Origin of the sequence: Arthrobacter ramosus, from assembly GCF_039535095.1 — a bacterium.
In the GTDB taxonomy this organism is placed as follows: Bacteria; Actinomycetota; Actinomycetes; order Actinomycetales; family Micrococcaceae; genus Arthrobacter; species Arthrobacter ramosus.
The window spans coordinates 4,637,733-4,650,905 of the sequence record NZ_BAAAWN010000001.1; the positions used below are offsets into that span (position 1 = coordinate 4,637,733).

The following is a 13,173-nucleotide window of genomic DNA, read 5'->3' on the forward strand; positions in this document are numbered from 1 at the left end:
TCAGTTGCGGGCGGTGTCAAAAGCGTCGCGGAACGCCGCCGCCATGATGGTGGAGTCTGAGCCGATGGCCACGAACCGGAAGCCTTGGCGGACATACTTGGCTGCCGCCATGCCGTCCACAGCAAGGATCCCGGCCGCTTTGTTGTGCAGCTGCGCGGCAGCGGCCACCCGCTGCAATGCCTCCTGGAAGGCACTGCTATCCAATTGCATCGGTACACCCAGGGCGAAGGACATGTCCATCGGTCCGACGAAGAGGACATCCACGCCATCCTGAGCCGCGATCTCCTCCACGTGCTCCAGTGCGTCGAGGGTTTCGATCTGGATGATTCCCACGGTTGACTGCTGGTCCGCGCTCAACGGAGCCCTGTCCATGCCCCAGCGGCAGGAGCGGTTGTAGGTTGCCACGCCGCGGTCGCCGTAGGGCGGATAGAGCATGTGCTTCACGGTTTGGCCAGCTTCTTCAACGGTGTTCAGTCGGGGCACCATGATGCCTGCCGCGCCTTGATCCAGCACGCGCCCGATGCGGATCCGTTCCCCGCTCTCCACGCGAACCAGGGTGGGGACGCCGTAGCTTCCGGCCGCAAGGACACCGTCGCGGACGGCATCCTCACCGCCGGAACCGTGTTCAAGATCGATCAGCACCCAGTCCGCGCCGGCGGCGGCGCACACTTCCACCGCGGTGGCTGAGGCCATGCCAACGAAGGTTCCCAGGGTCACCTCTCCGGCGGCCAAGCGGCGCCGCAGCCGACCGCCGTCGAGCGGCCCGCCGTCGTGGTTTCCGCCATTTACCGCTGTCGCGCTCATCCGAACCACCGCTGGCGGCTCTTTGACTGGTCGTAATCAGCGCGGAGGGTGCGGACCCATGCCTGTTCGGAAACCTCGGCCGGAGCCACGTCCCACCAGACGTCTCCGCCGGGCAGGTCCACGTGGGGAACAGTTGGCACCACGATCACGACGGGTCCTTGCGTGTCGCGCGTGGAGGCCAGTGCCTCCCGGACCTCAGCCGCCGTGGTCGCCCGGATGGCGAGCGCGCCCAGACCTTCGGCGATCTGCCGGAGGTCCACCTTGAGGTAGTCGCCGTGCAGCCGCGCCTTGGGGGCATCGTCGACGGCGACGCTTCCGCCGGTGGTGCGGTAGCGGAATTCGTTGCCGAATTCGCGTCCCATGCGGTTCATCTGCAGGCGGTGGATGACCTGGTAGCCGTGGTTCTCGGAGACGACAACCGTGACGTTGAGTCCTTCCTGGGCCGCGGTGAGGATTTCCGTAGGTGCCATGAGGAAGGTGCCGTCACCGATGAAGGTGACCACGCGGTTGTCGCTGTTGCCCTCGGCCAAGCGGACGCCCATGCCGGCCGCGATTTCATAGCCCATGCAGGAAAACCCAAATTCCAGGTGGCAATTGCGGTTGCCCGTGGCATCCCAGACTTTTTGCAGGTCACCGGGAGGTCCTCCGGCTGCGGCGATGATGGTGTCGCCGGAGCGGGCGTGCTCCTGCATCAGTCCGATCAGCTGTGGCTGGGTCAGGACGGCTCCGGTGACCGGCGCGTCCGGGTGGTCTTCCGGGCGGTAGGCAGTGTCGGCGTCGAGCCACTGGGACCGGATGGGGGCCCACTTCGCCTTCTCGGAATGGACCGTCTCCTGCCACTTTTCGCTGGTGCCGTGGCCCTCCAAGGCCCGGGCAAGTGCTTCCAGGCCGAGGCGTGCGTCCGCGAGGATGCCGGTGGCACCTTGCTTGCGGGTATCGGCATCCACGATGTTCAAGGACGCGAATCGGACGTCCGGGTTTTCGAAGATCGACTGGGAGCCGGTGGCGAAGTCGGTGAGGCGCGTGCCGACGCTCAGGACCAGGTCGGCTTGCTTGACCACGGTGTTGGACGCGAAGTTGCCCTCCAGCCCGACACCGCCCACTTGCCACCATTCGTCCTTGGTCACGGCGCCCTTGCCGCCGAAGGTCTCGACGACAGGAATTCCCGTCTGTCCCGCGAGTGCCTCAAGGGCGGCGTGCGCGTCGGAGTAGTGGATGCCACCGCCGGCGATGATCACCGGACGCTCGGCTGAGCGGATGAGCCGGGCGACGTCGTCGACCTCTTCCAGGTCCGGCAGCGGACGCCGGATCTTCCAATCGCGCGGCTCGAAGAATTCGGCCGGGAAGTCGTAGGCGTGGGACTGCACGTCCTGGGGGAGCGAAATGACCACGGCCCCGGTGTCAGTGGGGCTCGTGAGCACGCGCATTGCCTGCGGAAGGGCGGTCAGGAGCTGCTCCGGGCGGTTGATCCTGTCGAAGAAGCGCGATACCGGGCGGAACGCGTCGTTGACCGTGGCATCAGCTTCGGTGGGGTGTTCGAGTTGCTGCAGCACCGGGCCCTGGTGCCGCGTGGCGTAGGTGTCACCGGGCAGGAGCAGCAGGGGGATCCGGTTGACCGTTGCCAGGCCGGCGGCGGTGACGAGGTTGAGCGCGCCCGGGCCGATGGAGGCCGTGACGGCGAGGACTGCCTGGCGACGGCTCGCCTTGGCATACGCGGTGGAGATATGGGCCAGATACTGCTCATGCCGGCCTTGGATGAACGGCATGTCGTCGGCCAGTTCGTCCAGTGCCTGTCCCAGGCCAGCCACGTTGCCGTGGCCGAAGATGCCGAGGGCTGCGGGGACCAGGCGGCGGCGGATGCCGTCGGCCAGCGAATACTGTGCCGAGAGGTACTTGACGACCGCTTGGGCCGTGGTGAGCCTGATGGTCTGCGATGGTGTGGTCATTGCCTTATTCCCGTTGTCGTGGTTACCAGGGGCGCCCGTGCAGGACGACCGTCTTCTCTTCGGTCATTTCCTGGACAGCAGAGCGGACGCCTTCCTTGCCGATCCCGCTGCCTTTCAAGCCGCCGTAGGGCATGAGGTCGGCCCGCCACAGCGGCGACCAGTTGATGTGGATGTTGCCGGCGTCGATCTGCCGCATGGCCTGGACCGCTCCGGCGACGTCGCTCGTGAAAATGCCGGCGCCCAGGCCGTATTCGTTGTCGTTCGCCATCGCGATGGCGCTTTCCATGTCCTGCGCGGACGAGACGGCGACGGCGGGCCCGAACAGTTCGTTCCGGCTCATCGGCGACCGGGGGTCGACCCCGGCGACGACGGCGGGAGTCACCACGGCGCCGTCACGGTCACCGCCGGTGAGGACCCGGGCGCCCGAATGGCGGGCCTCTAGGATCGATGCGTGGACGCGTGAGGCTTCCTCCACGGAAATCAGCGAGCCAAGCCGGGTGTCCTCTTCCTTGGGGTTGCCCACGGCGATCGCTTCGACCTTCGGGACCAGCGCGTCCAGGAAGTCTTTCTCGACGCGACGGTCAACGATGACCCGCTGCACCGAAATGCACACTTGGCCAGCGTTGACGTAGCCGCCAGCAGCCACTGCGGTCGCGGCGAGTTCGAGGTCCGCGTCCGGCAGGATGATCACCGGGCATGAGGCCCCCAACTCGAGGGACAGTTTCTTCACTCCCGCGATCGAACTGATGTGCGTCCCGGTGCTGGTGGATCCGGTGAAGGACACCTTGCGGACCCGCGGGTCCGTCACCAGGACGTCGCCAAGGGAGCTGCCGGGTCCGGTGATTACGGACAGAGCTTCAGGCGGCAGGCCGGCGTCGACGAAGCACTGTGCCAGCTTCAACGCCGTCAGCGGCGTTGCGCGGGCGGGTTTAAGTACGACGGCGTTACCGGCCGCCAGCGCGGGTGCAATTTTGTGCAAGACCAGCAGGGCGGGGTAGTTGAACGGGGTGATGGCGACGACGATGCCCACCGGCTGCCGCAACGTGAAGCCGATCTTGTCCAAACCTGTCCCGGAATTTGCGTCCAGCGGAAGGGTGGAGCCGTACAGTTGGCTTCCTTCGTAGGCGGCGAGGCGGATGATGTTCCCGGAGCGGCTGGCCTCACCCCGGGCCTCCGTGATGGGCTTGCCGGATTCGGCGCTAATAGTCTGGGCGATGTCCTCGGCACGTTCATCCGCCAGTGCGGCCGCGCGCAGGAGGATATCGACTCGCACGTGGGCCGGGGTTGTCCTTTGCAGGTGGGCGCCGATTTCGGCCCGGTCAAGTGCGGCTTGGGCGTCCTGGACCGTCGCAACGGGGACTGTGTCGATCGTCCGGCCGTCGAAGGGCGAGCGGACTTCCTCGGTCCTTCCGTCGGCAGCACCGCGCCATTTTCCGGCTATTAGCATTTCCATGGTGGCTCCATCAGGTTGTAAACGTTCGCGCTTAGTGGCGCTTGGTGTTGCTTTCGTATGCCGCGTCGGTGACTTCGGCGACTTCGGCTTGGACTTCCTTGAGGGCTTCGGTGTGTCCGCCGAGTTGTTCGAGTTCGTGGGCGAGTTCGGCCAGTTCCGCGCCGCCGGCCATCTGGGCGGTGAGCTCGTCCAGGGTGATGTCCTTCTTGTCGTAGTAGCCGATGGACTTGCCGCGCTTGAGCAGCAGGAACCGGTCACCCACGGGGAAGGCGTGGTGCGGGTTGTGGGTGATGAAGATGACGCCCAGCCCGCGGTCGCGGGCCTGCAGGATGTAGCGGAGCACGACGCCGGACTGCTTGACGCCCAGCGCGGCGGTCGGTTCGTCCAGGATCAGCACCTTCGCGCCGAAGTACACGGCCCTGGCGATCGCGACGCACTGGCGTTCACCGCCGGAGAGCTGGCCGATGGGCTGTTCCACATCGCGCAGGTCGATGCCCATCGCGGCCAGTTCCTTCAGGGTGATGTCCTTCATTTTCTGGACGTCCATGGACTTGAACGGCCCGAACCCGGTGGTCAGTTCCGAGCCGAGGAAGAAGTTCCGCCAGATCGGCATCAACGGGACCACCGCCAGGTCCTGGTAGACCGTGGCGATGCCGGCGTCCAGGGCGTCGCGGGGGGAATTGAACTTCCGCTCATCGCCCATGACGTGCAGCGTCCCGGCGTCGTGCTGGTGGAGGCCGGCGATGATCTTGATCAGCGTGGACTTGCCCGCGCCGTTGTCCCCCAGGACGCAGGTGACGCGTCCGTTGTCTACGGCCATGGTCACATCGCGCAGGGCGATGATGTTCCCGTAGTGCTTGCCCACCCCGTCCAGGGAGAGCAGGTGCACGGGGGTGTGGGTCAGCGGGTCTTTCTCGTCCTTGAGCAGGGTCTGCTGGTCGATCTGTTTGGCATTCATTTGGTCCGCCCCTTTACTTGAGCTCTGCGCGGCGTTTGACGATGAGGTTCACGATGGTGGCCAGCAGCAGCATCAGGCCCAGGAAGAACTTGAACCAGTCCGGGTTCCATTGCGCGTACACGATGCCCTTGTTCGCCATGCCGAAGATGAACGCACCGATCGCCCCGCCCACCGCCGAACCGTAGCCGCCCGTGAGCAGGCAGCCGCCGATGACCGCGGCGATGATGTAGAGGAATTCGTTGCCCACGCCCTCGCCGGACTGGACCGCGTCGAAGGCGAAGAGGTTGTGCATGCCCAGGATCCAGCCGCAGAAACCGACCGCCATGAACAAACCGATCTTGGTCTTGGTCACCGGAACACCCACGGCGCGGGCCGCGTTCGCGTCCCCGCCCACGGCGAAGATCCAGTTGCCCACCTTCGTGCGCAGCAGCACCCAGGAGGCGATCGCGACCAGGATGATCCAGAAGAACACCGTGATCTTCACCTCGACCCCGCCGATGCTGATCGAGGAAGCGAACACCGCGTGGGCCGAATCGAAGCCGTCCAGCTTGGAAATCGACGGGGAAGACACGGACCCCCCGATCAGGCGGGTCAGGGCCAGGTTCAGGCCCGTGAGCATCAGGAACGTCGCCAGGGTCACGATGAAGGACGGCAGTTTCGTCTTGACCAGGATCCAGCCGTTGATGAAACCGATCGACAGGGAAACCAGCAGGGCGATGACCACCCCCACCCACGCGTTCATTGAGAAATACCAGCTGAACAAGGACGCGGTCAGCGCCGAGGAAATCACGGCCACGCCGGTGGAGAGGTCGAACTCGCCGCCGATCATCAGCAGGGACACCCCTACCGCCATGATCCCGATCGTCGAGGAACCATACAGGATCGTCGCCAAAGCATTCGGCTGCGTGAACGTCCCGGACACCGAAGCGAAGAAGATGAAGAGGACAACGGCCCCCACCAGGGCGCCGACTTCAGGACGGGCCATCAACTGGCTCAACGGGCTCCGCTTGGCCACCCGCTCATCCGCGGCAGTTTTGGGTGCCGGGGCAATAACTAATGCCATGAAATACCTTTCTTCTCCATCAGCTCGCGCGGCAAGGAAGTTATGCCGCGCGAGCTGAGAGGTCATCGGATTAGCGGATGCCCTGCTGAACGAACTTCAGAACATCGGAAATGTTGGACTTGTCGACGATCGTCGGGCCCGTGAGGACAGGTTGCCCGCCACCGATCTTGAAACCACCAAGCTTGTTCTGCCAGATCGCGTCGATGGACATGTAGCCCTGGAGCCACGGCTGCTGGTCCACAGTGAACAGGACCTTGCCATCGTTGATCGCCTGCGCCAGCGCAGGGTTCAGGTCGAAGCTGGCCACCTTGATCGGGCTGTTGGCATCTGCCACGGCTTTGATAACGGTCAAGGTGATGGGGGCGCCCAGCCCGATGATCACGTCAGCATCCTTGCTGGCCTGGAGCTTCGCCGTCGCAGTGGACTGTACCGCCGTCATATCGGCCCCGTTGACATAAAGGATCTCAGTGCCGGGCACCTTCGTCTTCACACCCGCGCACCGCTGTTCGAGTTGCACCTGTCCCTGTGACTGGATCACGCAGATGGGGTGCTTGTAGCCTTGGTCCGCCAGCTTGGCGCCGACCGCTTCGCCAGCCAGGGTCTCATTGGAACCGAAGTGGGTGAACGCCCCCATCTGCGCGGAGACGTCCCCACCAGCGTTGAAGCTCACCACCGGGATGCCCGCGTCGGTGGCCTTCTTCAGCACATCCTTCATGGCGCCCGGGTTGGCGATCGTGACCGCGATGCCATCGACCTTCTGGTCGATGGCCTGCTGCACCAGCTGGGACTGGCGCCCCGCATCGGCATCACTCGTGTAAAGAACCTCGACATTGTCTTTCGCTGCCGCGGCCTCCGCACCCTTGCGCACGATGTCCCAGAACGTATCGCCAGCCTCGGCGTGGGTGATGAGCGCAACCTTGATCCGCGGAGTGCTTGCCGCCTGCCCACCACCCGCGGCGTTGGCGGTGTCGGCCGGCTTCCCGCCCCCGCTTGAGCATGCTGCCAGTGCGAGAAGCGGTACTACGGCAAGGGCGACTGCGCCCCGCCGCCAATTGAACTTTGCCACGTGAGATCTCCTTTGATGTCGCGTACTTCGACCGTCGACCCCGTTGCTGTGCCTTCAAAAACATGGTGGGAGGACGGAACCATCTAGCTGTGAACGGATGTGATCCACATCGCTTCGTGGAACGCTCCAACGCTAAATCAAGGCTTGACCAATTGTCAATGGAGCGTTCCAATTAGATTATCGACTGGGTTCCACACCCTCATTTGCCATAACTAGCCGCGCCCCGTCGCGAGGAGAACGATGACGTACTCAACAAGCACCCCCGAACTGATCGCGACCTGCTGGACCAGCGCAGGAGACATCGCGCCCTTGAACAACCCCGAGACAAGCCCCGTCCCCATCGGCGAGCGCTTGGAAGCCATCGCTTCTACCGGATGGGCGGGGTTCGGACTGGCGCACGACGATCTCGTCGCGGCGAAGGACACCATCGGTTTCTCCGGACTCCGGAAACTCATCGACCAAGCAGGCTTCCGCCACGTCGAGGTCGAGCTGCTCAGTAACTGGTGGGACGAGTCCCGCTCCCACGAATGGAAGCCGCAGCTCGAACTGCTCCTTGATGCGGCCGAAACACTCGGGGCCCGATTCATCAAGGTAGGAACGGCGTTCGGCGAGCCTTTGGATGATCTCGATTTCCTGGTGGAGCCGCTGCGGCACCTGACAAAGGAAGCCTCCAAAGGAGGGACGCGCATCGCCCTCGAGCCCATGCCGTTTTCGATGGTCGGCTCTATGCCGGCGGCCGCCGAGCTCATGCGATCAGTTGACATGCCCGAATGCGGCCTGGTGGTTGACTACTGGCATGTCTTCCGGGCCGGAACGAGCTTGGAGGAGCTATCCCGAAGCCTCACCGCCGAACAGATTTTCGGGGTGGAACTCAATGACGCGGACGCGGAAATAAAGGGGACGCTCTTCGAGGACACTCGGGACAATCGCCGCCTTTGTGGAGAAGGAGACCAAGACGTCACCGGGTTTATCAAAACGCTCCAGGCGATCGGATTCAACGGGCCGTGGGGCGTGGAAATCCTCTCCGAACAACACCGCTCACGTCCCGTTCGCGAAGCGCTGGAATCCGCCCGCTCGACGGCGTTGCAATGCTTCCCGGCCTGACGCGCCTCCCGCCAACCCAACTGACTCGCATTTGTTGTCGTTATGCGGCCTCATAACGACAACAAATGCGAGCTAGTTGGGTGGGGAGCTAGTTGGGTGGGGAGCTAGTTGGGTGGCGACGCACAAGGAAACGTTGTGACCCAGCTAATGGCGCGGATCTTGGGGTGCTGATAGCTTCCCAATGATCGGCTGAAGTGATTGGTGGTGTCCCGTTGCGATCAATCTTGGCCCATTTCCGTGCGCTTAATACCGTTCCACCGGCAAGCAACGATCACCTGGCTGCCGTCCGCGTCGCACTGAGCGTCGCCGTGCCGGCGCTTGTGCTTCTCGCGGTCGGCCGGGCGGACCTCATTATCTACGCCGTGTTCGGCGCCCTGACCGGCATGTACGGCCGTGCCGAATCGCACCAACTTCGGCTCAGGCACCAGGCCCAGGCCGCAGCAGTGCTCCTGGCCGGTGTCTCGGTGGGCACGTTCTTGTCCGTCTCCCACATCCATTCATGGGGATTGGTAGTAGTCGAGGCGCTCCTGGCGGGCGTGGGTTCGCTGTTCTCAGACAAGGTAGGGCTCAAGCCCAACGGCCCGTTCTTCGGAATCCTGGCCTTGGGGGCCTGCGCCTCCGTCCCGGCGCACATTCCACTTTTTGCTGCGGTCCTGATCTGCGCGGCATCGGCAACGTTCTCGATGGTGGTGGGTTTTGCCGGATGGCTTCGGTACCGGACCTGGACACGCGGCGCCATCCGGGACATTCCGGCGTCCTCGGCACGGTTGCGCCAAGCAGCCGGCCTTCACGCGGCCCGGTATGTGCTCGCCGTCGGCGCGGCAGGTGCTTGCGGAGTGCTCACGGGCAGCGGGCATCCGCACTGGGCCATGGCTGCAGCCGCTGTTCCGCTGGCCGGAGCCGACATGCCCAGCCGGCTACACCGCGGCATCCACCGCATCGTGGGGACGTTTCTCGGCTTGGCGATTGTCGCCGTCGTGCTCTTTCCAGGGCCGCTGTCCCCGCTGCACTATTTCCCCGGGCAAACCACCATTATCCTGGCCCTGCTGGTGATCGCTTTCCAGTTCCCCACCGAGTTGTTCATGGCTCGGCACTACGGCTGGGCCATGGTGTTCTTCACCCCGGTCATTCTGCTCATGACCCAGTTGGCGGCGCCCGCGGACCCTGGCGTGCTCGTCCTGGAACGCGGGGTGGAGACGTTCGTGGGAGCCGTGATCGGGATTGCGGTGGCGGTGCTGGTCCAGGTGCCCCGGCTTACTTCGCGGGTCCGGTTTACTTCGCGGGGCGGCGGGGCGGACCTGACGTAAGCTTCGCCGGCAGGAAGCGCATGGCGGCGGTGATCGCTTTGTAGCGTTTCGTCGGGATGGATACCCCTTTGCCCTTGGCGTTGTCTTCCAGCCCTTCCCGGACAACGCGCTCGGCCTTCAGCCACAAAAAGCGCGGAGCCACCGACTTGTCCATGCCCATGCGATCGTGGAATTCCGTGTGGGTGAAGCCCGGGCACACCGCGGTGACTTTCACTCCGCTGCCGGCATAGGCAGTGTTCGCCCAACGGCTGAAGCTGACTTGCCAAGCCTTGGCTGCCGAATAGCTTCCACGGTTAGCGAACGCCGCAACGCTGGCGACGTTGATGATCCGGCCCGACTTGCGCGCCAACATGACCTCCAAGGCCGCGTGGCACAACTCCATGGGCGTCTGGACATGCAGCCGCAAATGCCGCTTTTCGTCTTCCAGATCGTTCTTCTCGAAAGAGTCCAGCAAACCGATCCCGGCATTGTTGACCAGCACGTCCACCGGCCGCGAAGCGTCCCGCAGCCTGGCCGCGACAGCCGCAACCCCGACGTCGGAGGTCAAGTCCGCGGGGAGGACCTCCACCGAGATACTGAAGTCCCGTTCAAGCACCTCAGCGCTTGCCCGCAGCCGGCTTTCATCGCGGGCCACGAGGACGAGGTGGTGGCCGGATTCGGCCAGCTGGCGGGCGAATTGAGCACCGAGTCCGGCAGTAGCCCCGGTGACCAAGGCGGTGAGTTCGTTGGCACGAGTTGTCATGCGCCCAGACTAGCCCGTTGACTCTCGTGTGTTCCTGGCGCACGCGGTAGAGTGCCTCAAAAGTGCGCCTTTCGAGTCTTTGGAGGGGCCGCGGCGCGCCAAACCGGGGGAACAGACAATGGATGAGGCTCAGGGCAGGATCGAATTCCGCGAAATCGACGAGCACGGTAATTCGCTGGAGCATCACCTAGGCGCGGTTGAGGTGGCTCAGCGCAGGGCTGCGGTGAATCCGTTCATCATCGGGCTGTGGGTGCTGGAGCTGGGGCTCGTCATAGCCATCATGGTAATCATCAATGAGGCGATGACCCCGTTCACCCCCAGCCCGGGAAATACGATGCCGTTCCCGTACATCCTGATGAACATGACCCCGCAGCTTCTCCAGGCCGCCGCTCTGATCCTGGCGACGCTGCTGTTCTGGCACGCCTGGCAATGGCAGAAAAGGAAAGCGCAAAAGTAGGCACCTGCCCCGCGATGAAGGCGAGTGACTCCCCCGGACAGTGGGCGGGCTATGAGGGCAAGGAAATGGGCGTGATCGCGTCGTGCTCATCCCAAAGTCTCGCCCCCGAGGCTGTCACGGCCTGAACGGCCATGGCGCTGATGAGCTCCCCTGCATGCCGCTGGTCGTTTTCGGTGACGACATACGTGAAGACCAGCTCAGTTTCCCCTCCGGGCGGCACCGGGCCGAAGGTCAAGATGGACGGACCGCTCGCGTACTTCAGATCCTCCATGCCCGCGTTGGTGAACGATCGCAAGACGAGCGCGACATCAGTGAGCTCTTCGCCTGAATCGTTAATGATCCAGGCGGAGTAGGCCAAGGTGTCGTGCGGAGCTGCGCTGGCCTTGTCTGCGTAGTGAACCAGACGAACGCCGGCGCAGAGCAGCGGGCAGGTCATGAAGACTCCCTCCGTGTCAGCCGCGGCGAGCCCTGCGGTGCCAGACAACCATCCCCCCGCCGATCGCGGCGAGCAGTGCGCCGACGCCCAGCCAGCGGAACGGATCAAGCCCGCCGGTGAAGGCGAGGGGAGAACCTGGCCCCGCGCCCAGCGTGACCCCGGCCCCGGTCGCCGTCACGCTGGGCGTGACCGACGGCGTCGGTGTGGCGGTCCCGGTCGCAGTCGGCGTCGGGGTGGGCGCGACTGTCGGCGTCGGGGTGGGCGTGACTGTTGGCGTCGGACCCGCCACCTTGAGGGAAATGCCCGTGCAGCCGTCGCAGGCGGCCAAATCGGCTTGCGGCGCAAAGCCGGCGACCGCCACCGAGACCCGGCCCGGAACAGGCCCCTCGGCAGCGGCCAACACGGCGTCGGCTCCAGGACCGGAACCGCTGATGCGCGCCGAAACCGTCAGGGTCGCGCTCTTGCCGGCGGGCAGATCCGTCCTCCACCCGACGGCCCCGCCATATCGCTCGGTCGTACCGGTCGACGCTGTGAGGCCTTCGATTGTCGCGTCGTCAACGAGGTCCCTGAGGTCCACAGCCACGGCCGCGCCGGCCACGTCGACGGATCCGGCGGTCGCCGACATCGTCCAGACGACCGTGTCACCCGGACTCACTTTGCTCCCGTGCGCCGGAGTGGACGCTACCGCCAGCGACCAGGTGCCCTTGGGCACGACGCCGGCGGCCTTGTCCTGCACTGCGGACAGGTTCTTCATCCAAGAGAACGCGGTGGGCGTGATGGTGTCATCGCCCCAGGCCTTTCCGTCGCGGTCGACGGCGTATGCGAAGAACCCGCCCTTCGAGGAGCCACCCTCGGGCTGCCAGGTCGCGTACTGGTACGCCGTACTCCGCGGTGCCGTCGCGGGATCGTAGATGCCTTCGGCGTCACCCCAGCGCGTCCGATCCTGCTCCTCAGGGAAAGAGAAGCCGGGCAGGAACTGGCAGGAGGCGATCTTATCCGCGAACGTGTTCCAGGTCCTCTGCATCCCCCACCCGCCCCGGCCGTAGGCCTGCAGGAGTACAAAGGAGACGTTCTCGTGCACGGCCTTGAACAGCGGAGTGTTGCCGTCCTGGTTGGTGTCGTAGATGAAGATCTTGTCGGTGCCGGACTTCGGGCCGATCAGTTTGCCGAGGGCGTTGAACACGCCGATCGCGCGGGTGAGTTTGTCGCCCTGCGGATAGGACTCGACGTCGATATCAATCCCGTCGAGGCCGTAGGGGGTGACGAAGGTGTCGACGAGCTCCTGCGCGTAGGCGCGGTACGCGTCCTCGGTCAGCGGGATGTCAGCGTCGGCGAGGCGCTCGAGCCACAGGGTGTAGACCACCTTCGTGCCCTGCGCGTGCAATGCAGGCACGTAGGTGTCGCGCAGAGTGCGCCAATAGTCGGTGTTGGCCGTGGCGCCGGCGTCGAAGACCATCGCCACATCGATCTCCGGTGGGAGGTCGCTCATGCGTGTGACGTTCGGGTGGGGCAAATTCGAGTTGGCGTTATGCGGCACGGTGACGTCGCGCCAGGTCCGGTAGTACGCCATTGTGAGGGGCTCCGCCTCGCAGTGCGCGGTATTGCCTATGGATGCCTTGGCGGCGTCATCGGCGACCGCCGGCTGCGGACCGAAGGCGGCGAGTCCAGCGAGTAGTACCCCTGCGCCGAATGCTGTTTTTCGTCTCATTGCTCTCTCTCTTGTTTGAGGAGGCATCTTCGAGAATCACCGCGAAGATACCCGGCAATCTGCAACTATAGCGATTTAGTAAAACGGTAGCAGGTGGCAACCGCTCTGCACAGACCTAGTTTTGAGACC

The 13,173-nt window shown here is 64.5% G+C and carries 12 protein-coding genes; 3 read left to right on the plus strand and 9 right to left on the minus strand.

Features of this window, described 5'->3' with window-relative positions; all coding sequences use genetic code 11:
* From ABD742_RS21390 to ABD742_RS21415, 6 genes are all read right to left on the minus strand, one after another.
* On the minus strand, positions 1 to 804 hold the full coding sequence (locus ABD742_RS21390; RefSeq protein WP_234753977.1) for an HpcH/HpaI aldolase family protein: 804 nt from the start codon (positions 802 to 804) through the stop codon (positions 1 to 3).
* Entirely contained in the window at positions 801 to 2,750 is a 1,950-nt protein-coding gene (gene iolD, locus ABD742_RS21395) for a 3D-(3,5/4)-trihydroxycyclohexane-1,2-dione acylhydrolase (decyclizing) (RefSeq protein ID WP_234753976.1), read from the minus strand. Before iolD ends, ABD742_RS21390 begins: the two co-directional genes overlap by 4 nt.
* A gap of 22 nt (positions 2,751 to 2,772) precedes the next feature.
* On the minus strand, positions 2,773 to 4,203 hold the full coding sequence (locus ABD742_RS21400) for an aldehyde dehydrogenase family protein (RefSeq protein ID WP_234753975.1): 1,431 nt from the start codon (positions 4,201 to 4,203) through the stop codon (positions 2,773 to 2,775).
* A 31-nt stretch (positions 4,204 to 4,234) separates the two neighbouring features.
* The gene (locus ABD742_RS21405) at positions 4,235 to 5,161 is read right to left on the minus strand and encodes an ATP-binding cassette domain-containing protein (protein ID WP_344788974.1); all 927 of its coding nucleotides are present in this window, start codon (positions 5,159 to 5,161) and stop codon (positions 4,235 to 4,237) included.
* Positions 5,162 to 5,174: 13 nt separating this feature from the next.
* A complete protein-coding gene (locus ABD742_RS21410) occupies positions 5,175 to 6,224 on the minus strand; it encodes an ABC transporter permease (protein WP_344788976.1) in 1,050 nt (349 codons plus the stop codon).
* A gap of 70 nt (positions 6,225 to 6,294) precedes the next feature.
* Positions 6,295 to 7,290, minus strand: a complete 996-nt coding sequence (locus ABD742_RS21415; protein ID WP_234753971.1) for a substrate-binding domain-containing protein — start codon at positions 7,288 to 7,290, stop codon at positions 6,295 to 6,297.
* A gap of 240 nt (positions 7,291 to 7,530) precedes the next feature.
* On the opposite strand from ABD742_RS21415, the gene ABD742_RS21420 reads away from it, so the two are divergent.
* Both ABD742_RS21420 and ABD742_RS21425 read left to right on the plus strand, forming a co-directional pair.
* Positions 7,531 to 8,394 carry a sugar phosphate isomerase/epimerase family protein gene (locus tag ABD742_RS21420; protein ID WP_234753970.1) on the plus strand — a complete coding sequence of 288 codons (864 nt, stop codon included), beginning with the start codon at positions 7,531 to 7,533 and terminating at the stop codon, positions 8,392 to 8,394.
* A gap of 224 nt (positions 8,395 to 8,618) precedes the next feature.
* A complete protein-coding gene (locus ABD742_RS21425; protein WP_344788979.1) occupies positions 8,619 to 9,701 on the plus strand; it encodes an FUSC family protein in 1,083 nt (360 codons plus the stop codon).
* On the opposite strand, the gene ABD742_RS21430 is transcribed toward ABD742_RS21425, so the two are convergent.
* Positions 9,667 to 10,443, minus strand: a complete 777-nt coding sequence (locus tag ABD742_RS21430; protein ID WP_234753968.1) for an SDR family NAD(P)-dependent oxidoreductase — start codon at positions 10,441 to 10,443, stop codon at positions 9,667 to 9,669. The genes ABD742_RS21425 and ABD742_RS21430 overlap by 35 nt on opposite strands.
* Positions 10,444 to 10,561: 118 nt before the next feature.
* Here ABD742_RS21430 and ABD742_RS21435 point away from each other — a divergent pair, with 118 nt between their 5' ends.
* Positions 10,562 to 10,900: a hypothetical protein gene (locus ABD742_RS21435; RefSeq protein WP_234753967.1), complete on the plus strand. Its 339-nt coding sequence runs from the start codon at positions 10,562 to 10,564 to the stop codon at positions 10,898 to 10,900.
* A 49-nt stretch (positions 10,901 to 10,949) separates the two neighbouring features.
* On the opposite strand, the gene ABD742_RS21440 is transcribed toward ABD742_RS21435, so the two are convergent.
* Together ABD742_RS21440 and ABD742_RS21445 are read right to left on the minus strand one after the other, a co-directional pair.
* Entirely contained in the window at positions 10,950 to 11,384 is a 435-nt protein-coding gene (locus ABD742_RS21440) for a hypothetical protein (RefSeq protein WP_344788982.1), read from the minus strand.
* Positions 11,353 to 13,044: an EndoS/ChiA family endoglycosidase gene (locus ABD742_RS21445; protein ID WP_234753965.1), complete on the minus strand. Its 1,692-nt coding sequence runs from the start codon at positions 13,042 to 13,044 to the stop codon at positions 11,353 to 11,355. The genes ABD742_RS21440 and ABD742_RS21445 overlap by 32 nt, the downstream gene beginning before the upstream one ends.
* Positions 13,045 to 13,173: the final 129 nt, after the last annotated feature.

Bases quoted from the DNA above. Each gene is read 5' to 3' on its own strand.
- ABD742_RS21390 (WP_234753977.1), bottom strand. From the start codon at position 804: ATGAGCGCGACAGCGGTAAATGGCGGAAACCACGACGGCGGGCCGCTC.
- iolD (WP_234753976.1), bottom strand. From the start codon at position 2,750: ATGACCACACCATCGCAGACCATCAGGCTCACCACGGCCCAAGCGGTC.
- ABD742_RS21400 (WP_234753975.1), bottom strand. From the start codon at position 4,203: ATGGAAATGCTAATAGCCGGAAAATGGCGCGGTGCTGCCGACGGAAGG.
- ABD742_RS21405 (WP_344788974.1), bottom strand. From the start codon at position 5,161: ATGAATGCCAAACAGATCGACCAGCAGACCCTGCTCAAGGACGAGAAA.
- ABD742_RS21410 (WP_344788976.1), bottom strand. From the start codon at position 6,224: ATGGCATTAGTTATTGCCCCGGCACCCAAAACTGCCGCGGATGAGCGG.
- ABD742_RS21420 (WP_234753970.1), top strand. From the start codon at position 7,531: ATGACGTACTCAACAAGCACCCCCGAACTGATCGCGACCTGCTGGACC.
- ABD742_RS21430 (WP_234753968.1), bottom strand. From the start codon at position 10,443: ATGACAACTCGTGCCAACGAACTCACCGCCTTGGTCACCGGGGCTACT.
- ABD742_RS21435 (WP_234753967.1), top strand. From the start codon at position 10,562: ATGGATGAGGCTCAGGGCAGGATCGAATTCCGCGAAATCGACGAGCAC.
- ABD742_RS21445 (WP_234753965.1), bottom strand. From the start codon at position 13,044: ATGAGACGAAAAACAGCATTCGGCGCAGGGGTACTACTCGCTGGACTC.